We start from the raw sequence: 19,770 nt of genomic DNA, 5'->3' as shown, positions 1-19,770 counted from the left end.
GGACGATGTTTGATCTGCTGGCGTATCCCGGTTACAATACCATAACCGGGAGACGGTCGATGGATGCGCGGGAACGAGTTCGGAAGTACCGAACGGTCGGTGGCGGTGCTCAAATGGTAAGGGTCGAGGTGTTGGTGCCGGCTGAGGCACGACAGCACATGATTGACGAAGCGGCGCGGCTTCGAGCTGCACGGCGCGGCCAGCGCGCCCTCTCGCACGAGGAGGGACGGATGTTCGACGAGGCCATCGAGCGCTATGGCGCCCGATGCTTATGGAACTGCAAGCCGAGCCGCACGGTGGCCGGGTTGCTGACCGTGGCCGAACAACTGAAGGCGCATGGCGACATGCGTGCCTGGAGACTTGCCCTGGGGATCGAGGAATCCGTCGCGAATGCCACTCGATGAGTTCCAGAAATCTGTCCTGCGGGTGCTGATGCCTTTACGTTCCCCCGAAAGCGTCGTCGCAGGTGGGAGTGTACTACAAAGGCATGGCCACAGGCTTTCCGACGACCAGGATCTCTTCCACCACACCGCAAGCGATATACTCGAAATCGCCCGACGCGACTGCGGTGCCCTGGCCGCGGAGGGCATGGAAGTCGATATCGAGGTTCGCCACGATGGATTGGTGGAAGCACTCGTAAGCCGTGGGGAGGAAGGTTTCACCAAGGTCCAATGGGTCTCGTCGGGCGCCTGGAACTTCTTCCAGCCGGTTCCCGACCCTACCTTCGGATACCGTCTTCACATGGCCGACTTGGCTGTGAACAAGGTATTGGCTGCGGGAGGCCGCCGGGCAGTCCGGGACTACGTCGATCTCGCCTTGATCCACGAGCACGTCATGCCGTTGTGGCACGCAGTCTGGGCGGCACCTGCCAAGGACGAATCGTGGACCCCCGTCAAACTCCTCGAACAGATCGCCGCGACCAATCAGTTTCGTCAAGCCGAGTTAGATGAGAAGGTCCTCTCCACGCTCGATCTGTCCATTGGGGAAATCGGAGCGCGAATACGCGAGGCGGTCGAGGAAGCTCGCGACATCTTTGCCCGTCTACCAGGTAGGTCGGCGGGACGACTGTTCGTCGACGCAACCGGGCAACCGGTCAATGACGTCGCTCGCATCCTCTCCGGGGGCGATGACGTGAGATCGCTGGATACGGTCATCGGGGGAGCATGGCCCTCCGGGCCGGACATTGACGCCGCACTGATAGAAAGCCTCGTCCAGCAATACGGCTGGGACGGACAGGGTTCGAGTTCGACGTACGGGCGCTAAGGTCTTCCCTCACCGGGTTCTCAACGAGAGAGCGGTGCTGGCGGGCGGGTGCTTCTGGGGCATGCAAGACCTGATCCGGCGGCAGGAAGGCGTGGTGTCGACCCGGGTCGGGTACACCGGAGGCGACGTGCCGAACGCGACCTACCGGAACCATGGCACGCATGCCGAGGCCATCGAGATCACCTTCGACCCGGCTTGGACGAGCTTCCGGCGCATGCTGGAGTTCTTCTTCCAGATCCACGACCCGACCACCCCGAACCGGCAGGGCAACGACCGGGGCCTGAGCTACCGTTCGGCGATCTACTACACCGACGACGACCAGCGTCGGGTTGCGGAGGATACCATCGCCGACGCGGACGCCTCGGGCCTTTGGCCGGGCAAGGTCGTGACCGAGGTGGCACCGGCCGGTCCGTTCTGGGAGGCGGAACCGGAGCACCAGGACTATCTGGAACGCCGCCCCGACGGGTACACCTGCCACTTCGTCAGGCCGGGCTGGGTATTGCCCGCACGGTCCGCCGCCACGCAGGACGCATGAGCCTTCCTAGCCGAGGCTGTATGACCGTGGGTGCTGCCTACGCTCCCATGGTCATGACGGAGCCGCCGTCGACACGCAGGAACTCGCCGGTGATGAAGCTGGCCCGCTCCGAGCACAGGAAGACGACAGCCGCGGCCACCTCCTCGGCCTTGCCGCGGCGCTTGGCGACGATGCCGGGGCGCTCCTCGTCGAGGGTCTGCTTGACCGCCTCGTCGAACGAGATGCCCTTCTCCTTGGATTTCTTCTCCATCTGCGCATCGGTCATCGGCGTGGCGATGAAGGCAGGCCCGACCGCGTTCACGAGCACCCCGTCCGGCCCGTATGCCTTCGAAAGGCCCTTGGCGAGGTTCAGCACGCCGGCCTTGGCCGCCGCGTAGGGCAATTCCTCGACGTAGGGCTGAACGGCATCCTCGGACGAGAACAGCACGACGCGGCCCCAGCCCGCCTTGCGCATGCCGGGGATGAAGGCCCGCGTTGCCCGCACGCCGGTCATCAGGTCGGTCTGGATCGCCTCCAGCCAGTCGTCGTCAGTGAGTTCGAGGAAGTCCCCGGACGCCCCGGTGATGCCGGCGGCGCAGACCAGGATGGTCGGCTTGTCGTCGAAGGCCATGTTGGCGAAGGCGGCGAGCACCTCGATGCCCTTGGACCGGCTGAGGTCGGCCGCCACGGCCCTGACCTCACCGTAAGCGGCGAGTTCCTCCGCGGCTTTCTGAAGCTGGGCGTCGTCGATATCAGTGAGGACGACCTTCACGCCCTCGCGAAGGAGGAACTCCGCCGTCTTGAACCCCATGCCGGAGTCGCCGCCCGTGACGACGGCCACCCGCCCATTGATTCCGAGATCCATCTGGTTGGCTCCGTGATTGTTGTTCAGCGGGCCGGCGCTCTCCTGAAAGGACGCGAACCCTGGCCTCGGGGACAAAAGCGTTTGCTTTTCGTGGTTCCCGGGCGGCGTCTCGGTCGACCCGGAACCACGCAGCCGGTCGTTCAGGTGGCGAACCACTTTCGCGCAGCAGTCCTTGTTCCCGGCCCGGTCATGCGCGCCGATCCATGCGAAGCGCGTGCCTGTCGAGCCCGGCACCGATGCCGAGCCAAGCCGCTTGACGGTTTTACCGTCCTTCGGGTCCTCAACCTCCGTGAGGGTCGGGCCATCACCAAGTCGTGACGCCTGCCTCCGTCCAACCGCTGCCCGCAACGCGTGCCTCTGGCGCGGGCCGCCTCCGCTTTGGGGTGGGGAACTCCGAATCGCCGCATGAGGTTGGGGCGGGCGAACCGGAGACAGACATGACCGACAACACCGTCCGCCCCTTCGCCGTCGTGACCGGCGGCTCGAACGGCATCGGCTTCGAGCTCGCCCGGCAGTTCGTCGAGAATGGCCACGACGTGCTCATCGCCGCCCAGGACGAGGCGCACCTTGCGGACGCGGCGCAACGCCTGTCTGGCAGAGGTGCCAAGGTGCTGACCCACGCCTCCGACCTCTCGCGCGAGGACGGCGTGGACAGCCTGTTCGAGACGGTCCGTGCCACCGGCCGATCCGTCGACGTACTTTGCCTGAACGCAGGCGTCGGCCTGGGTGGTCCCTTCGTCGAGACCGACCTGCAGCGCGAGCTCAAGATGATCGACCTGAACGTCCGCGGGGCCGTCCAGCTGACCAAGCTGGTGCTGAGGGACATGGTCGCTCGCGGCGGCGGCAAGCTGCTGTTCACGTCCTCGGTCGAAGCGTCCATGCCCGACCCGTTCGAGGCCATCTACGGCTCGACGAAGGTGTTCCTGCGCTGGTTCGGCGAGTCCCTGCGCAGCGAACTCAAGGATACCGGCGTCGGCGTGACGATCCTGATGCCGGGGGTGACCGACACGAACTTCTTCAACCGCGCCGAGATGCTCGACACCAAGGCCGGCGCGATGGAAGGCAAGGACGATCCCGCCGTGGTGGCGAAGGCAGCCTTCGAGGCGCTCCAGGCCGGCAAGGACAAGGTCGTACCGACGGTGAAGAACAAGATCATGAGCGCGGTGGCGGAGGCGCTGCCCGAGCCGCTCGTGGCGGCGGCGCACCGCGCCTTCTCCAAGCCCGGCTCCGCCAACTGACCCTGGCCGAACCCGGTACGGTCACTTCGGACCGACGAAGCCGAGTATCTCCCCGACGAGACCCTCGGCGTTTTCCTCCGGTATCCAGTGGTTCGCCCGCTCGACCGTCCGGAACGTCACGTCCTTCGCGACCTCACGCATCATCGCCTCGGTGAACGGCGCGAAGGCGCTCTGAACGCCGGCCAGGGCGAGAACCGGCATCGTGAGCTTCCCGTCGCGCTTCACCTCGGCCCTGTTGTGCGAGGCGTCGGCCGGGAAAGCGCGGTAGAGCTCGAACCCGGCCCGCATCGCGCCTGGCCGCGAGAAGGCTCGCACGTAACGCTGGATCGCGTCCGGACCGATGGCCTCCGTGTCGTAGGCGAGATCCTGGTAGAAGCGCTCCAGGTAAAGCTGTTCGCGCCCGGCGGTGAGCAACTCGGGCACGTCCGGCGCGCGATGGAACTGGAAGTGCCAGAGCCTGTCGGTGTCACCCAACGCCGTTTGGTAGGCATCGGTGCCCGGCAGCGGTGCCTCCATCACGACGAGCCGTTCGGTCAGCTTCGGGTAGTGGCGGGCGAAGGCGTAGGCGACCATCATGCCGATGTCGTGCCCGATCATCGTCACCGGCTGCGTCAGGCCGAGATGGCCGTAGAGCACCGCGTGCAGGTCACCGGCCATCGTGAGCTTGTCGTAGCCTCCCGGCGGCTTCGAGGAACCCCCAGCGCCGCGGTAGTCCGGCACCACGACACGAAAGCCGGCGCGGACCAACAGCGGCACGACACGACGCCACGCGTAGGCCGTTTCGGGATAGCCGTGGACGAGCACGATCACACGCTCGCCTTCGCCGGCTACGCCGTAGTGCAGGCGCATGCCGGGTTCGATCTCGGCCGAATCCCACTCGACCGCCGCGCCGTCCCATACCTCACGCATCACCGTGCTCCCTCGTTACCTTCCGTGGACCGGAAGTGCCGGACGAGCGCCGCCGCGACGGCGTCCGGAGCCTCCCGCGGGGCGAAGTGGCCTACCCCGTCCAGGGTGATGAACTCGAAGGGTCCGGAGAACTTCGACGGTACGTCCTTGCTCGCCTCCGGCGGGTTCACGCCGTCGGCGGCGCCCTGGATGTAGAGGGTCGGCGTCGACAGGGTCTTGGTCGCCTTCACCTTCGCCTCAAGCTCGGCCGAGCGCGGGTCCGGTTCGGCCTCGTCCCAGCGCGCCTGGTAGGAGTGCAACGTGACGTCGACGAAGTCCGGGTTCTCCCAGGACGCGGCGACCGCCTCGAACGTCGCCTGGTCGTACCAGCCGGGAGGGCTCCAGTTGTCCCACATGATGCGGCCGAACCCCTTGGGATCGGCCCGCACGGCGTCCTGGCCGCGCTTCGTCGCCTGGAACCAGTGGTACCACTGGCGCTGGCACTGCGGGAACGGCGGCGTCGGCATGCCGCCGAGCCGGGACGGGGTCGACAGCATCGCCATGCGGGTCACGCGCCCGGGCCAGCCGACCGCCATGGCCTCGGCGGCGTTCGAGCCCCAGTCGTGGCCGGCGACCATGAAGGTTCCGACCCCGAGGGCGTCCAAGAGGTCGACGGCGTCATGGGCCAGGATGCCGGAGTTGCCGGTGCGCGACGTGTCGGACGAGCGGAACCGCGTACGTCCGAAACCCCTCAGTTCCGGCGTCACCGTCCGGAAGCCAGCGTCGTTCAGATGCCCGGCCACGTTCGTCCAGGTCGTGGCGTCGTCCGGCCAGCCATGGAGCAGAAGGACGGCAGGTCCGCCCGCCGGCCCCGCCACGTCGACGTTCACATCCAGAAGCGTGGTTTTGACCTGTTGCTCGCTCACGCGAAGCCTCCTTTGGCAGGGCTATGCACGCCGGTGCCCGAAACGCCGGTCCTAGGCCGGGATGCGGTCGATGCTCGCGGTATCCTCCTCCGCCACGCCGTTCTCGCGATGGCGGAAGGCGCTCAGGGCCTGGTAGACTTGGAGCCGCGCGCGCATCACCGAACCGAGCGGCCGGTGCGCCGCCAAGCTGTGGGCGGGACGAAAGGTCATCACCTCGTCGAAGTAGCGAACCCGGTCCGGCGCGTAGGCGTCCTGGCGCGGCAGGCGCAGCGTCGCCACCGTGCGGTAGGCGCTGATCGACACCGGCCAGTCGACCGAGGCGTCCTCGATGGGCTGCCGCTCGGCATCGGCCCAGAGCTGGGCCTTCAGTTCGAAGACCACCTCGTGGTCCCGGAAGAAGGCGACCGTCGCATGGCGAAAACCGTCCTCGTCCTGGTGCGGGTCGAGGCGCCATTCGGACAGGGCGCGCTGGCTTTCCGTCGACGGAACGGCCCCGAGCTTGGCGACGTAGTCGCCGTAGCGGACCGGCGCCTGGCTGAAGTAGCTGTCGGCCAGGGGATGGCTGTAGGGATGGCCGAAGAAGTCGGCGAGCGCGCTCTCCGTCCCAAAGGCATGCAGGGCACGGTTGAGGTTGCGCATGGTCGACGAGACCGCGCTCTTGACCCCTTCCGGCAGCCCGGTCGACTTGCCGATGACGGTGCCGTCGCGCAGGAAGCCGGCCGCCGTACCCGAGGGGAAGGTGGTGCCGGTCGCGAGGACGAAGTCCTGGGTCTCGACGGCGTGGCCGGGCAGCTTCTCGCCGGGGACGTCGAACACCTTGATCGACATGCCGCGATGGGTCGAGACGCGGTCGCCCAGGGTCTCGCCCGGCCCCTGCGCGAAGCGCACCGCAACGGGGTGGGTGCCGGGGTTGGCGAAGATTCCTTGTGCTAGTTCGGGCGGCAGGCCCGCTGCAATCGTCAACTCGCCGGTGACGCAGGCCGAACTCTTGGCGTGGCTGGCGCGCACGGCATGGTGCTTGCGGGCCTCGACCGTCTCGGATTGCTGCGTCATGCCCTTGATGATGCCGTCGATGGTCTCCTGCTCGCCCTCGGCGGGCTTCTCGATGTCGGGGGCGTATCGAAGATAGGTCATGGTCACCTCGCTGGGTGTGAGGATGGAAGTTGTCCGAGTCGATGGATCGTCGGCCGGTGCTCCGCGCGATCCCGCTCCGGTGGGATGGGAAACGCGCCGCGGAAGGCCATCAACTCAGCTTCGGCTGACCGTTCGACGCCGACAGCCCACCGTCGACCGGCAGGTTCACACCGGTGACGAAGTGGGCGTCCTCGCTCGCCAGGAAGGCGATGACGCCGGAGATGTCGTCGGGCTTCGCCCCACGCCCCATCGGGATGCGCTCCTCGAACTTGGCGACGAGTTCGGGCTGGTCCTGCATGCCGGCCGTGAACGGCGTGTAGACCAGCGACGGGTTGACCGCGTTCACCCGGACACCGTTCCGCGCCTCGTCGAGCGCGACCGCACGGGTGAAGTTCGTCACCGCGCCCTTGGCCGCGCAGTAGAAGCTGTGGTTCCAGTCCCCGCCCAAACCCGAGACGGACGACACGTTGACGATGGACCCTCGACTCTCCCGGAGATGAGGTAGCGCGAAGCGCGTCATGTAGAAGACGCCGTAGAGGTCGGTCTCGATGATCGTCGAGAAATCGGCGATGTCGCCCTCGTCAACACGGCCCAGATGGTCCTTGCCGGCATTGTTGACGAGGACGTCGAGGCACCCGAACCGTTCGATAGCCTGCGCGACGACGTCCTGGCATCGGTCCGCGTTGGACAGGTCAGCGACCACGGTCAGGGTGTCGGCCGCCTCGATGCCGCCGGCCACCTTGTTCAGTCCCTCTGCATTCTTGTCGGCGAGGACGAGCGTCGCGCCCTCCCGCCCGAACCGCCGCGCAGCGGCCTCGCCGATGCCGGATGCGGCGCCGGTGACCAGCACCACCTTGTTCGTAAATCGTCCCATGATGTCTCCTGGATGGGGCGCGGCCCACCGGCAGGCCGCGCAGGAATGCGTGACCCCCTCAGACGCTGCGGGCCTGGTCGGGATGGCGTCCCTCTGCGAACTCCTCGACGATCTTGGCGCAGAAGGCGGGCAGGTCCTTCGGGTTGCGGCTGGTCACGAGTCCCTTGTCCGTGACGACCTCCTGGTCGACCCAGGTGCCACCGGCGTTCCGGATGTCGGTCTGCAGCGTCGGGAATGAGGTCAGGGTGCGGCCCTTCACGACGTCGGCCTCCACCAGCGTCCACGGCCCGTGGCAGATCACGCCGACCGGCTTGCCCTGGGCGAAGAAGTCCCTAACGAACGCGACCACATCCTTGCTCGCCCGAAGCTTGTCGGCGCCGACGGTGCCCCCCGGGATGACGAGCCCGTCGTAACCGGAGGCCGAGGCGCCCTCTATGGTCGCGTCAACGGCGTAGCGTCCGGCCGGGTCCAGGTCGTTGTTGACCGTCTCGGCCTCACCGGCCTCCAGCCCGATCACCGTCACGCTCGCGCCGGCCTTCGTCACCGCGTCGCGCGGCTGGACGAACTCCGGCTCCTCAGTCCCGCGCGGGGCGATCAGGATTGCGATCTTCTTTCCCTGTAGGCTCATGGTCTTCTCCTGCTGCCGGCTGGATTGGCCGCGGTTCCGGACTGGCGGTCGACGCCCCGAAAATACGCTTCCGGAAATGGCGTTCCGCCGTTTCATTCACGCGTGATGGAACGGAGGACAAAGGAGGAGGTTCATTTCCGAATTGCACAAAACGGAGCCCCGAGCCCTGCAAGCCCCTGTCCGCTACAGCCCCGACGTCGAGGTGGAGAAGCCTGACGAAGCCAAGACAATCGAGGGACTGAACGAGACCTTCGACACGATCCTGCAGACGGTCGCGGACGACTCGGGCCATGCCGTCCGCTCCGTCCACGCCAAGGCGCACGGCATCCTGGAGGGCGTGCTGCGGATCGATCCCAGCCTGCCGCCGGAACTGGCACAGGGGCTGTTCGCCAAGCCCGGCGAGCACAAGGTCTACATGCGGCTGTCGACCAACGCCGGCGACATCCTTCCCGACGCCGTCTCGCTGCCGCGCGGCCTCGCCCTGAAGGTCTTGGATGTCGAGGGCGAGCGCCTGCCCGATGCCGAGGGCACCACCCAGAATTTCATCATGGTCAACGGCAAGGTCTTCCAGGCGCCGAACGCCGAGAAATTCCTGGGCAGCCTGAAGATGCTTGCCGGCACGACCGACCGGGTCGAGGGGCTGAAGGTCGCCGCTTCCACCGTGCTGCGCGGCGTCAACAAGGCCCTGACGGCGGTGGGCATCGAAAGCCCGACCATCGGCTCGCTCGGCGGCGCGCCGAACGTCGATCCGCTCGGCGAGACCTACTACAGCGTCACGCCGTTCCGGTACGGCGACCACATCGCCAAGTTCTCGGTCGCCCCCGTCGCCCCGGGCCTGACCGCGTTGACCGGCACCGAGATCGATGCCTCCGGCCGGCCGAACGCGATCCGCGAGACGGTGCAGTCCGAGATGGAGGCCATCGAGGGCGTCTGGGAGTTCCGGGTGCAACTGTGCCGCGACATCGAACGCCAGCCCGTCGAGGACCCCACCGTCGAGTGGAAAGAGGACGAGGCGCCGTTCCAGCGGGTCGGCCTGATCACCGCCCGTCCCCAGGACAGTTGGGACGAGGCCCGCGTACAGGCGGTCGACGAGGAGATGCGCTTCTCGATCTGGACCGGGCTCGCCGCCCACCGGCCGCTCGGTAACATCAATCGCGCCCGCAACGCCCCTTACAAGCACTCGGCCGAGTTCCGCCAGCGCTTCAACGGCTGCCCGATCCACGAGCCGGGCGCCGGGCGTTGAGAAGGGAGACGACGATGCGCGGCCTCATCTCGGGCGCGGTCCTGGCGGCGCTTGCCGTCATCGGGTCCACGCAACTTCAGGCAGGGGACATCATGAAGACGGAGCTCAAGCCGTACAGCGTCACCATCCGCGTCTTCGACCCGACCAAGGGCGTGGAGAGCGGCCAGGACTACGTGCTGCCGGTCGATAGCCCGGACATCGAGCACGCCATCGCCTCGACCACCGCCAACGCCGCCTCGTTCACACGGAAGGCGGAGGGCGGCAAGGCCCTGCCGGTCGCCTTCACCTGCATCAGGGTCGAGGCGCGCTGAGGCGACGATGGGCGGGGAGAAAACGATGTCGATGGAATCGAACAAGGATCTGGTGCGGGCGTACTTCGTCGCGTTCCGCGACCGGGACCAAGCATGGTGGGACCGCTTCATCGCGCCGGACTTCGTGCGGCACGACCCCGGCCTCGACTTCGAGGTCCGCGGGCCGGCCGGCGTCGCCAAGCTCGGCGAGGTGCTGCATGGCGGCCTGTCCGATATCGAGATGCCCATCGACGAGGTCATCGCCGAAGGGGACCGCGTGCTCGCCCGCCTGCGCTTCCAGGGCCGACACACCGGTGAGTTCCAGGGCATCCCGGCGACCGGCAAGGCGGTCGACATCGTGGTGATTGACTACTTCCGCGTCGCTGACGGCAGGCTGGCCGAGCACTGGGCGCTGATGGACAACCTGACGATGCTCAAACAGATCGGCGCCGTCGACGCCTGAGGCCCGCCTTCCCCACGGGGCCACGAACCGTCACGAGTGAACGAAGCTTGATCAAGGGCCTGGGTTACGCCACCAGGCATTCCTTCACCGGGCTGAAGCCGCTGGCGTTTGAGCGTGAGGAGGCGGGGCCGAGCGAGGTCCTGTACTGGGGCGTCTGCCACTCCGACATCCACCAGGCCGAGAACGAATGGCGCGACACTGTCTACCGGTGCATGCCCGGTCACGAGATCAGCGGACGGGTCACGAAGGCAGCGTCGCACGAGCCCTACTCGGCCGAGCGACCGTCGCGCATCCTGCGCAGGGTCACCACCGTGCAGCGGCAACCACCGAAAGCGACCTCCCGTCCGAGCGTCCTGGGTTCACAGGGTAATCCGGCTGGGCCGGGATTCCGGTCGGAGACGCGACGCCAATGTGTATTGCATTTCGCAGGGCGCGACCCTAGGCGTGATCGGTGTCGCGGCGGGGAAACCCGAGTGAAGAAACCCCTCGCGATCCGCATCGACGCGGATCTGCTCGCGAACGTCCGGGACTGCGCACGTCACGATAACCGGACGCTGACCAATCTCATCGAGACCGTCCTGCGACGCCGCGTCGAGGAGATGGCCGGGCAGAGCCCCGGATTGCGCGCGGTGCTCGGGAAGGAACATGAGGCGTGATGCCCGAACCATCCACCGGCAAGACACTGGCTAAGGCGCCGACCGGCATTTCCGGTTTCGACGACGTCACCTTCGGCGGCCTGCCGGTCGGTCGGCCCAGCTTGGTCTGTGGTTCCGCCGGCTGCGGCAAGACGCTGTTCGCGGTGACCTTCCTCGTCAACGGCGCAACGAAGTTCGACGAGCCCGGTGTGTTCATGAGCTTCGAGGAACGCGTCGAGGACCTCGGTGCCAACGTCGCCTCGCTCGGTTACGACCTCGACGGCTTGGTCGCCGAGGGCAGGCTCGCCATCGATCATGTCAGGGTCGAGCGCAGCGAGATCGAGGAGACCGGCGAGTACGACCTCGAAGGCCTGTTCATCCGGCTCGGTTACGCCGTCGACACCATCGGCGCCAAGCGCGTCGTGCTCGACACCATCGAGACCCTCTTCGCCGGCCTGTCCGACGCCGCCATCCTCCGGGCGGAACTGCGCCGCCTGTTCGGTTGGCTCAAGGACCGGGGCCTGACCACGGTGATCACCGGCGAGCGCGGCGATGGCGGCCTGACCCGACAGGGTCTGGAGGAGTATGTCTCCGACTGCGTGATCCTGCTCGACAACCGGGTGGAGGAGCAGGTCACCACCCGGCGCCTGCGCATCGTCAAGTACCGCGGCTCGGCCCACGGTACCAACGAGTACCCCTTCCTCATCGACGAGGACGGCATCAGCGTCCTGCCGGTCACCTCGGCGGACCTTGATTACGGCGTCTCGGACGACATCGTCCCGACCGGCATCGAGGGACTCGACGCGATGATGGGCCCCGGCGGATTCTTCCGGGGTTCGAGCGTGCTCATTTCGGGCGTCGCCGGCACGGGCAAGACCACGATCAGCTCCTACATCGTCGATGCCGCCTGCGCCCGCGGCGAACGGGCGATGTCGTTCGTGTTCGAGGAGAGCGGCGCACAGATCTGCCGGAACGCGAGCTCCGTGGGCCTCGACCTCACGCGCCATGTCGAGAGCGGCCTTCTGCGGTTCGAGGCGGCGCGCCCGACGCTGTACGGGCTGGAGACCCATCTCGCGCGGATGCATCGCGACATCGAGCGCTTCGACCCGAGCGTGGTGATCATCGATCCCATCTCCGCCCTGCGCGGACCGGCGACCGAGCTGCAGGCGACGCTGCTGCGCATGGTCGACATGTTCAAGGGCCGCGGCATCACCGCGGTGTTCACGAGCCTTCGCACCGACGGGGGCTTCGACGAACGCGGCGACCTCGGCCTGTCCTCTCTCATGGACGCGTGGATCAAGCTTCTCGACGTCGAGGCCAACGGCGAACGCACGCGTACCCTCTACGTGATCAAGGCCCGCGGCATGAGCCACTCGAACCAGGTCCGCGAGTTCCAGATGTCCGCGACGGGCGTAAGGCTCCTCGACGCCTATGTCGGCTCCGCCGGCGTGCTGACCGGGACCGCCCGCGTGGTCCAGGAGGCCCGCGAGGAGGCCGAAGCCCTGCGCCGCGGCCAGGAGAGCGAGCGTCGCAAGCGCGAGGTGATCCGGCGGCGTCAGGCCATCGAGCGGCAGATCGCCGAATTGCGGGCCAGCCTTGAGGTCGCCGAGGAGGAGGAGACGGTCCTGCTCGGCGAAGACGAGAGCCGCGAGACCTTGCTGGCGACGGAACGCCGGGCGATCATCCAGCGACGGAGCGCAGCGGAATGACCGAGGATCCGTCCACCGGGGAGGAGATCGACGGCGGTCCCTACCACATGCGCCTGTACGTCGCCGGTCACACCGCGAAGTCGATGGCTGCCATGGCGAACCTGAAGCGCATCTGCGAGGAGCATCTGCCCGGTCGCTACGACATCGAGGTGATCGACCTCATGAAGAATCCGCAACTGGCCGCGGGGGACCAGATCCTCGCCATCCCGACCCTCGTGCGCCGCCTGCCTGAGCCTCTCAAGCGGATCATCGGCGACCTGTCGAACACGGAGAAGGTGCTGGTCGGCCTCGACATCCGACCGAAAGCGAAGACCGCTTGAGTGCGGGCGAGGCTTCTGTCCCGTCGCCGGGGGAGGCACGCTACGTCCTCCGCCTGTTCGTGGCCGGCATGACCCCGCGGTCCCGCCGGACCATCGAGAACCTTCGCCGGATCTGCGACGGCCCGCTGGCGGGCCGCGTCGATATCGAGACCATCGACATCTACCAGCAGCCCCATCTCGCGGAGGTGCATCAGGTCGTGGCTGCACCAACCCTGCTTCGTCTGGAACCGCTCCCCCAACGTCGCCTCGTCGGCGATCTGTCGGACGAGGCCAGGGTCCTACGGGGCCTCGATCTCCCTTCTGGCATCGGCGTCAAACAAGATGACGGCTGAGGCTTCTCGCGACGACCTTGTGGCGCACCTCGCGGAATGCCGCGACCGCCTGCGCGCCACGGAAGCACGGCTGGAGGAGGCGGAGGAGACCGTCTCCGCGATCCGCCGCGGCGATTTCGATGCGGTCGTGGTCGAGGGGCCGGCGGGAGAGCGCTTCGTCTACACGCTGGAGGACGCCGACCGACCCTACCGGGTCCTGATCGAGCAAATCCAGGAAGGCGCCTTCACCCTCGGCGCCGACGGCACCGTACTCTATTGCAATCTGCGCCTCGCCGCGATGCTCGGCGTTCCGCAGGAGCGGGTGATCGGGATACCCCTCCAGTCGTTCCTGCGCTCGGGCGACATCGCCGCGTTCGAGGGGTTGCTGGGTGATGCTTCCGAAGGTGTCGTGCGTGGCGAGTTGACGTTGGGATGCGCCGGCGGCGACGGACGACCGGTCAACCTCTCTCTCAGTCAATTGAACCGCGAGGAGATTACCCCGCTCCTCTGCGGCGTGCTCACCGACCTCAGCGAACAACGTCTCCACCTGCGCGATCTCGCCGAGGTGAACGACCGCCTCCGGACCGAGGCCGCCGAACGCGAGCGCGTCGAGGAAGCCCTGAGGCAATCCCAAAAGATGGAGGCGGTCGGCCAGCTCACGGGTGGCTTGGCGCACGACTTCAACAACTTGCTCGCGGGTATCTCCGGCTCGCTTGAGCTGATGCAGACCCGGATGCAGCAGGGGCGGTTCAACGACGTCGAGCGCTACATGGCGGCGGCCCAGGGCGCCTCGAAGCGGGCGGCCGCCCTGACCCACCGCCTCCTCGCCTTCTCCCGACGCCAGACCCTCGACCCGAAACCCACCGACGTGAACCGCCTCGTCTCCGGCATGCAGGAGATGATCCAACGCACGGTCGGACCGGGAATCCTGATCGAGGTCGTCGGTGCGTCAGGGATCTGGCCGGCCCTGGTCGATCCGTCCCAGCTGGAGAACGCCCTGCTGAACCTGTGCATCAATGCGCGCGACGCGATGCCGAGCGGTGGCCGCATCACGGTGGAGACGGCGAACAAGTGGCTGGACGAACGGGCGGCGCGTCACCTGGACATGCCGGAAGGCCAGTATCTCGCACTGAGCGTCACCGACACCGGGACCGGCATGCCGCCCGAGGTGATCGCGCGGGTGTTCGAGCCGTTCTTCACCACGAAGCCGCTCGGCGAGGGCACGGGCCTCGGCTTGAGCATGATCTACGGGTTCGCGCAGCAATCGGGCGGACAGGTCCGCATCTATTCCGAGGTAGACAAGGGCACGACCGTGTCGATCTACCTGCCGCGTCACTACGGCGAGATCGACAGGGAGGACGGACGGACAGCGACGGCGACGCTCCCCCGCTCCGAGCAGGGCGAGACGGTGCTGGTCGTGGACGACGAACCCACCGTCCGCATGCTGGTGACCGACATCCTCGAAGACCTCGGCTACACCGCCATCGAGGCGAGCGACAGCGTGGCCGGTCTCAAGGTGCTGCAGTCGGACGTCCGCATCGACCTACTCGTCACCGATGTGGGTCTTCCCGGCGGCATGAACGGCCGCCAGATGGCCGATGCCGCGCGGACGTCGCGGCCGGACCTCAGGGTGCTGTTCATCACGGGGTACGCGGAGAACTCCGTGCTCGGCAACGGACATCTCGCGCCGGGGATGGCGGTGCTCACCAAGCCCTTCGCCGTCGACACCATGGCCGCGCGCATCCGTTCGATGATCGAGGCATCCCGTGCGTCCGTCGCGCCTCGTGACGGGTCTGGCTAGTCCGGTCGCGAGGACGACCATCATGCGAGGGGAACGCACCACCGACGCCGGGCCCGGCCGCGATGACCGCGGGTCGAGCCTATCGATCCAGGATGCGCCTGCGGCGCTGCCAAGTCGCCACCTTGCGGAGCAGGCGCGAGAGTTGCTCGACCGAGTACGGCTTATGCAGGAGTTCGAAGCCGTAGGTGCCGTTTTGCGCCAGCACGTGGCTGTACCCGGACGCCAGCAGCACCGGTAGGTCATGGTGCTTCTCGCGGATGCGGTGCGCGAGGTCGATGCCGTTCATGCCCGGCATGACCACGTCCGAGAACACGACGTCGAACCGGTCGGCGTCCTGCGCGAGCTCGGCCAGCGCCTCTTCCGCGTTGTTGGCCAATACGGTGACGTAGCCCATGTCGGACAGGGTTTGGACGGCGAACGTCCCGACCTCGGCGTTGTCCTCCACCACCAGCACGCAGGTGCCGTGCCCGTCCATCAGCGGCTCGGGCTCGCCCGCGTCCGCCGTCCTCGCCTCCTCGGCGACGCGCGGAAGGTAGAGCGTGAAGGTGGTGCCGCGCCCGACCTCGCTCTCGACGGTGACCTCGCCTCCGGACTGCTTGGCGAAGCCGAACACCTGGCTGAGGCCGAGGCCGGTGCCCTGGCCGACGCCCTTGGTGGTGAAGAACGGCTCGAAGATCTGCTCCAGGCGGTCCGCGGGGATTCCGGTGCCGGTGTCGCTGATCGACACCGCCACGAACCCGCCCGTGACGGCCGCGTGCGCCCGGATCGCGGGCATGCCCTCGACGGCGCGCACGCGGACGACGAGCCGGCCCTCGCCGTCCATGGCGTCGCGGGCGTTGACTGCCATGTTGACCAATGCGGTGTCGAACTGGCTCGGATCGGCATGCACGAAGCAGGTGGTCTCGGGAAGGTCCGTCACGATCTCGATGCGCGACCCGGTCAGGGTGCCCATCATGTCGGAGAGCGAGCGAACGCTGTCGCAGGCGGCGAACACCTCGGGCTTGAGCGCCTGCCGTCGTGCGAAGGCAAGGAGCTGCCCGGTCAGTTTGGCGGCACGGTCGACGGTGTCGGAGATGGCCCCGACGTAACGGGTACGCCTTTCCTCTGGAAGCCCCGGGCGCTTCAGGAGATCGGTCGAGGACTTGATCACGGTGAGCAGGTTGTTGAAGTCGTGCGCCACGCCCCCGGTCAATTGCCCGACCGCCTCCAGCTTCTGCGACTGCCGCAGGGCGTCCTGCGCGGTGGCGAGCTCTTCCTGGGCCGCTACCCTCGCGGTCACGTCCCGACCGATGGCGTACGTCACGCCATCGTTGGGCGCGGCCACCCAGGACAGCCAGCGGATCGAGCCGTCCTTATGGCGGTAGCGGTTCTCGATGACGGGCAGGCCGCCGCCGGCCGCCATCTCGTACGCATCCCTGGTCCTGGCATCGTCCTCGGGCAGGATGAATTCGGACACGTGCCGACCGACCAGTTCCTCGGGCGCGTAGCCGAGCAACGTCGTCCAGGCCGGATTGACCTTGCGGAACACGCCCAGGAAATCGATGACCAGCAACAGGTCGGGGGACGTGTCCCAAAGGTGCTTGAACTCGCGCGACCGGTCCAGGACCTGCCGTTCCAGGTCGACGTTGAGGTCGGCGAGCTCGGACCTGGAACGCACCGCTTCCGTCGTCTCGACGCAGGCACAGAACATCCCCCTCACCGTCCCGTCCACGTCTCGGATCGGCGAGTAGGAGAACGTCCACGAAGTGTCCTCGGCGAACCCCTTGCGCTCCATGCGCAGCGGCAGGTCCTCCTGGTACGTCGCCTCGCCGCTCATGGCCCGTTCGATGAAAGGCAGGATCTCGTCCCAGATCTCCGGCCAAACCTCCCGGAACGGCCTGCCGAGCGCGTCGGGGTGCCTCGCCCCCAGCATCGCGGAATAGGCGTCGTTGTACAGGAACCCGAGCTCCGGTCCCCAGGCCGCGAACATGGGGAACGCCGACCCGAGCATCAGGCCGGCGACCACGCCCAGCGGCGGCGGCCAGGTCCCGGGCTCTCCGAGAGGGGAAGCAGACCAATCGTGCGCACGCATGCGCGCGCCCATCCCGCCTCCGCCCACGAGGAAGGGAAGTGTACCGGCTCCGCGCTCACCCACGGGCATCATGCCCGTCCCGTACCAGGGCGCGCCGTCCCATGCCGGGACCCCGCCGTGGGGAGTCCCGGCGCGGCTCGTGGATCCGGCGCGCCGCTTCCTCGTGCCGGAGCAGCCCCAGGTCCGCGCGCATCGCCTCGCTCGCATTCGCGTACCCGCCTGCCGCGACGAGCTCGTTCAGGAAGGCATGCAACTCGGGGGTCAGCGAGGCGCTGACGGCTTTCCGTCCGATCATCCCGACACGCTACTTCGTAGGACAATATCGCACAATTCGTTCGGGACCGGTGCGTGCACATGACATGCTCGTACTCCGGCGTCCGGGGATTCGGACGCCGCTTAGCCGGCACGCAGCAGCAGGAAGACGGCGGCGACGGCGATGACCCCGAGGGTGGCGAGGATGCCGCCGCCGCGGCAGGCGAACTGCATCGGGGAGTTTTTGGCGGTGAACATCCCGAACGGGTGCAGGACGCGGCCGACCAGCAGGACGATCAGGAGCGTCCTCTCCAACGTCGGCCCGCCGCCACCCGCTTCGAGCAGGGCGACGAGGATAAGGGCGAGCGGCACGTACTCGCCGAAGTTGCCCTGGGTGCGGATGCGCTTCTCCAGGGCCTCGTTTCCACCGTCCCCGTGGAGGGTATCGGAGGAGACCCGGCTCGCCACGACCCATGCGGAGAGGCCGACGTAGATGAGCGCGAACAGGCCGGCGTAGAAGGCGGTGAGGGTGGGATAGGCCATCGGGAGTCCTGGTTGGGGTCGTGACCGTCGAGGGCGTGTCGGCGGTCGACTGCCTCACTCGGCCTTGCGGCTCGGGTCGTCGGCCGGGTTGACGTAGTTGAGCCCGAAGGGTCCGGAGCCGTTAACCTGCAACTCGACCGGCTCGTCGGTGGTCCAGAGCGAGTGCGGCATGTCCTGCGGCAGGTAGACGAAGCCGCCGGCCCTCAGGATCTTGCCGGCCGCCTTGTCGATGGTCTCGCCGTGCTGGTGATAAATTGAGCCGGACAGGATGGTCAGCGTCTCGGCCAGTGAGTGGGTGTGGGGCGCGATCACGGTATTGGCCGGGAGCTTGATGCGCAGCACGAATGGACCGGGCTTGGCCGGATCGCCTGCGAGCTTGCTCAGCTGCGTGCCCTTGGGGAGGTTCGCCGGACCGGCGCCGTAGACGACGGCGGAGGCGTCCTCGATGGCGACCATTCCCTTCGCATCATGGCCGTCCTCCGCCGCGGCGCAGCCGCTGCCGGCGAGCAGGACCGTGACCGCGAGGATCGGGCTTCGTACGAGATGTCTCATGGGGGCTCCTTCCTCCATTGCTTCACCCCGCCCGCGACAACAGCCACCACGGGCGGGAACGTGGTGCTACCTGGCCTTGTCGGTGATACCCTTGAGGCCACCGTCGTAGATGCCGTAGACGATCTCCTCGGCCTTGGCGTCGGGTGCGCCCTTGGCCTCGAAGCTGCCGGTCCAGGCCAGCTTGGAAACCTTGCCGTCCGATGCCACGGAGAGGGCCGATTTGTAGCCCTCGACCGACAGCGGGCTCTCCAGGATGGCGTAGGTGTAAGCCATCGTCTTCTCGTCGCGGGCGACCTGCTCCTCGACGATGGTGCCGCCGCCTTTCAGGGACAGCGTGCGGACCTCCTTGCCGCCCTTCCCGGACAGGACGCACGTCTCGACGGCCGAGTGCCGGTCACCGATGCCGTAGAATCCGCCGACGGTCTTGCGGACGGTGACCGGTGGCGCCGCCGCCGTCGCAGTCTTGGTCTCGTCGAGGGCGAGTGTGGCGGACAGGACCGCGACAACGACGGCCGATCTCAGGATCGACCTCATGGCGTTTCTCCTCGTTGGCGGACCCTTGATCCGGGTCTCGCCGGGCCGGGCGGCCTTACGGTCCGGGTTACCGTCGCTTGACAGCTTCGTTCATGCGTGAATCATCCGGGCCTGAATGGAATTTGAGCGATGGCGTCCGGGAAGTCTAGGCTGCGGTTGGACGACCAACTCTGCTTCGCGCTCTATGCCGCGACCAACGCGGTGGTGCGCGCCTACCGCCCCCTGCTGGCCGAACTCGGCCTGACCTACCCGCAATATCTCGTCATGCTGGCGCTCTGGCAGGACGGAACGACGCCGATCCATGCCTTGGCCGAGCGCCTGCGGCTCGGTTCCAACGCCGTCACCCCGCTGGTCGACAGGCTAGAGGCCGCCGGCTTCGCGACGCGCGCCCGCGGTGCCGACCGACGCGTCGTGTTCGTCGCCCTCACCGAGGTCGGGATCGAGCTTGAAGGCAAGCTCTTGGCCGCGCAGCAGTCCGTCGTCTGCCGTACCGGTTTGGCGGATCGCGACCTCGCCGAGCTGCGTCGGGAACTGAGGGAGCTCACCGACCGCATCGCCGCCGACGGCGAGGTGCAGGAGAGCGGGTCCGCCTGAAATCTCGCTTGTATGACCTGCGAGCCACCGTGTTCCGGCGATTTCCGGTGACAGCGATGCCTCACTGTCCCAGGTGTTCGCCGCGGTGCTGCATCGTCCGACAAATGTAGGATTGTGAGCGG

General features: G+C 67.4%; 24 protein-coding genes. 13 read left to right on the top strand and 11 right to left on the bottom strand.

Annotated features, from left to right (window positions below; genetic code table 11):
* The first annotated feature begins 5 nt into the window (after positions 1–5).
* Genes MKK55_RS18620 through msrA form a run of 3 tightly spaced genes read left to right on the top strand, consistent with a single transcriptional unit; the run spans position 6 to position 1,798 of the window.
* Positions 6–404, top strand: coding sequence for a hypothetical protein (locus MKK55_RS18620; protein ID WP_243937065.1), 399 nt, complete (start codon positions 6–8; stop codon positions 402–404).
* Positions 391–1,263, top strand: coding sequence for a hypothetical protein (locus tag MKK55_RS18615; protein WP_243937064.1), 873 nt, complete (start codon positions 391–393; stop codon positions 1,261–1,263). Before MKK55_RS18620 ends, MKK55_RS18615 begins: the two co-directional genes overlap by 14 nt.
* Positions 1,264–1,297: 34 nt before the next feature.
* A complete protein-coding gene (gene msrA / locus MKK55_RS18610) occupies positions 1,298–1,798 on the top strand; it encodes a peptide-methionine (S)-S-oxide reductase MsrA (RefSeq protein ID WP_313898974.1) in 501 nt (166 codons plus the stop codon).
* A 37-nt stretch (positions 1,799–1,835) separates the two neighbouring features.
* On the opposite strand, the gene MKK55_RS18605 is transcribed toward msrA, so the two are convergent.
* On the bottom strand, positions 1,836–2,990 hold the full coding sequence (locus MKK55_RS18605) for an SDR family NAD(P)-dependent oxidoreductase (protein WP_243937062.1): 1,155 nt from the start codon (positions 2,988–2,990) through the stop codon (positions 1,836–1,838).
* Positions 2,991–3,079: 89 nt separating this feature from the next.
* On the opposite strand from MKK55_RS18605, the gene MKK55_RS18600 reads away from it, so the two are divergent.
* Positions 3,080–3,880, top strand: coding sequence for an SDR family NAD(P)-dependent oxidoreductase (locus MKK55_RS18600; protein ID WP_243937061.1), 801 nt, complete (start codon positions 3,080–3,082; stop codon positions 3,878–3,880).
* A gap of 21 nt (positions 3,881–3,901) precedes the next feature.
* Here the strand turns inward: MKK55_RS18600 and MKK55_RS18595 are convergent, their stop codons facing one another.
* The 5 genes from MKK55_RS18595 to MKK55_RS18575 form a co-directional block, all read right to left on the bottom strand.
* The gene (locus MKK55_RS18595) at positions 3,902–4,789 is read right to left on the bottom strand and encodes an alpha/beta fold hydrolase (protein ID WP_243937060.1); all 888 of its coding nucleotides are present in this window, start codon (positions 4,787–4,789) and stop codon (positions 3,902–3,904) included.
* Positions 4,789–5,694: an alpha/beta fold hydrolase gene (locus MKK55_RS18590; protein WP_243937059.1), complete on the bottom strand. Its 906-nt coding sequence runs from the start codon at positions 5,692–5,694 to the stop codon at positions 4,789–4,791. The genes MKK55_RS18595 and MKK55_RS18590 overlap by 1 nt, the downstream gene beginning before the upstream one ends.
* A gap of 51 nt (positions 5,695–5,745) precedes the next feature.
* Positions 5,746–6,828 carry a catalase family protein gene (locus MKK55_RS18585; protein WP_243937058.1) on the bottom strand — a complete coding sequence of 361 codons (1,083 nt, stop codon included), beginning with the start codon at positions 6,826–6,828 and terminating at the stop codon, positions 5,746–5,748.
* A gap of 109 nt (positions 6,829–6,937) precedes the next feature.
* The gene (locus MKK55_RS18580) at positions 6,938–7,702 is read right to left on the bottom strand and encodes an SDR family NAD(P)-dependent oxidoreductase (RefSeq protein ID WP_243937056.1); all 765 of its coding nucleotides are present in this window, start codon (positions 7,700–7,702) and stop codon (positions 6,938–6,940) included.
* Positions 7,703–7,760: 58 nt separating this feature from the next.
* Complete coding sequence (locus MKK55_RS18575) at positions 7,761–8,330, bottom strand: type 1 glutamine amidotransferase domain-containing protein (RefSeq protein ID WP_243937054.1); 570 nt, start codon at positions 8,328–8,330, stop codon at positions 7,761–7,763.
* Positions 8,331–8,496: 166 nt separating this feature from the next.
* Between MKK55_RS18575 and MKK55_RS18570 the strand changes: the two genes are divergently transcribed.
* The 8 genes from MKK55_RS18570 to MKK55_RS18535 are packed head-to-tail and all read left to right on the top strand — an operon-like array spanning position 8,497 to position 15,102.
* A complete protein-coding gene (locus tag MKK55_RS18570; RefSeq protein WP_243937144.1) occupies positions 8,497–9,573 on the top strand; it encodes a catalase family protein in 1,077 nt (358 codons plus the stop codon).
* A gap of 14 nt (positions 9,574–9,587) precedes the next feature.
* Positions 9,588–9,884, top strand: a complete 297-nt coding sequence (locus MKK55_RS18565; RefSeq protein ID WP_243937053.1) for a hypothetical protein — start codon at positions 9,588–9,590, stop codon at positions 9,882–9,884.
* A 25-nt stretch (positions 9,885–9,909) separates the two neighbouring features.
* A complete protein-coding gene (locus MKK55_RS18560) occupies positions 9,910–10,326 on the top strand; it encodes an ester cyclase (RefSeq protein WP_243937052.1) in 417 nt (138 codons plus the stop codon).
* 47 nt (positions 10,327–10,373) lie between these two features.
* The gene (locus MKK55_RS29075) at positions 10,374–10,982 is read left to right on the top strand and encodes an alcohol dehydrogenase catalytic domain-containing protein (RefSeq protein ID WP_279596273.1); all 609 of its coding nucleotides are present in this window, start codon (positions 10,374–10,376) and stop codon (positions 10,980–10,982) included.
* Positions 10,982–12,670 carry a circadian clock protein KaiC gene (kaiC, locus tag MKK55_RS18550; protein ID WP_243937051.1) on the top strand — a complete coding sequence of 563 codons (1,689 nt, stop codon included), beginning with the start codon at positions 10,982–10,984 and terminating at the stop codon, positions 12,668–12,670. The genes MKK55_RS29075 and kaiC overlap by 1 nt, the downstream gene beginning before the upstream one ends.
* Complete coding sequence (locus MKK55_RS18545; RefSeq protein WP_243937050.1) at positions 12,667–12,990, top strand: circadian clock KaiB family protein; 324 nt, start codon at positions 12,667–12,669, stop codon at positions 12,988–12,990. The genes kaiC and MKK55_RS18545 overlap by 4 nt, the downstream gene beginning before the upstream one ends.
* Entirely contained in the window at positions 12,987–13,322 is a 336-nt protein-coding gene (locus MKK55_RS18540) for a circadian clock KaiB family protein (RefSeq protein ID WP_279596272.1), read from the top strand. Before MKK55_RS18545 ends, MKK55_RS18540 begins: the two co-directional genes overlap by 4 nt.
* Positions 13,312–15,102, top strand: coding sequence for an ATP-binding protein (locus MKK55_RS18535; RefSeq protein ID WP_243937049.1), 1,791 nt, complete (start codon positions 13,312–13,314; stop codon positions 15,100–15,102). Before MKK55_RS18540 ends, MKK55_RS18535 begins: the two co-directional genes overlap by 11 nt.
* A gap of 79 nt (positions 15,103–15,181) precedes the next feature.
* On the opposite strand, the gene MKK55_RS18530 is transcribed toward MKK55_RS18535, so the two are convergent.
* The 5 genes from MKK55_RS18530 to MKK55_RS18515 all read right to left on the bottom strand — a co-directional run bounded on the left by MKK55_RS18530 (position 15,182) and on the right by MKK55_RS18515 (position 19,054).
* Entirely contained in the window at positions 15,182–17,173 is a 1,992-nt protein-coding gene (locus MKK55_RS18530; RefSeq protein WP_243937047.1) for a PAS domain-containing sensor histidine kinase, read from the bottom strand.
* Between the two features lie 55 nt (positions 17,174–17,228).
* A complete protein-coding gene (locus tag MKK55_RS29375) occupies positions 17,229–17,468 on the bottom strand; it encodes a type II toxin-antitoxin system ParD family antitoxin (RefSeq protein ID WP_409566088.1) in 240 nt (79 codons plus the stop codon).
* 101 nt (positions 17,469–17,569) lie between these two features.
* Entirely contained in the window at positions 17,570–17,968 is a 399-nt protein-coding gene (locus MKK55_RS18525) for an MAPEG family protein (RefSeq protein ID WP_243937045.1), read from the bottom strand.
* 54 nt (positions 17,969–18,022) lie between these two features.
* Entirely contained in the window at positions 18,023–18,520 is a 498-nt protein-coding gene (locus MKK55_RS18520; protein WP_243937043.1) for a cupin domain-containing protein, read from the bottom strand.
* A 66-nt stretch (positions 18,521–18,586) separates the two neighbouring features.
* On the bottom strand, positions 18,587–19,054 hold the full coding sequence (locus MKK55_RS18515; protein WP_243937041.1) for an SRPBCC family protein: 468 nt from the start codon (positions 19,052–19,054) through the stop codon (positions 18,587–18,589).
* A 156-nt stretch (positions 19,055–19,210) separates the two neighbouring features.
* On the opposite strand from MKK55_RS18515, the gene MKK55_RS18510 reads away from it, so the two are divergent.
* Positions 19,211–19,648, top strand: a complete 438-nt coding sequence (locus tag MKK55_RS18510) for a MarR family winged helix-turn-helix transcriptional regulator (RefSeq protein ID WP_243937040.1) — start codon at positions 19,211–19,213, stop codon at positions 19,646–19,648.
* The last annotated feature ends 122 nt before the right edge of the window (positions 19,649–19,770 follow it).

The sequence above is a fragment of the Methylobacterium sp. J-059 genome, from assembly GCF_022829485.1.
In the GTDB taxonomy this organism is placed as follows: Bacteria; Pseudomonadota; Alphaproteobacteria; order Rhizobiales; family Beijerinckiaceae; genus Methylobacterium.
The sequence above is the reverse complement of the archived record's forward strand: the minus strand, read 5'-3'. Positions and strand labels throughout refer to the sequence as shown.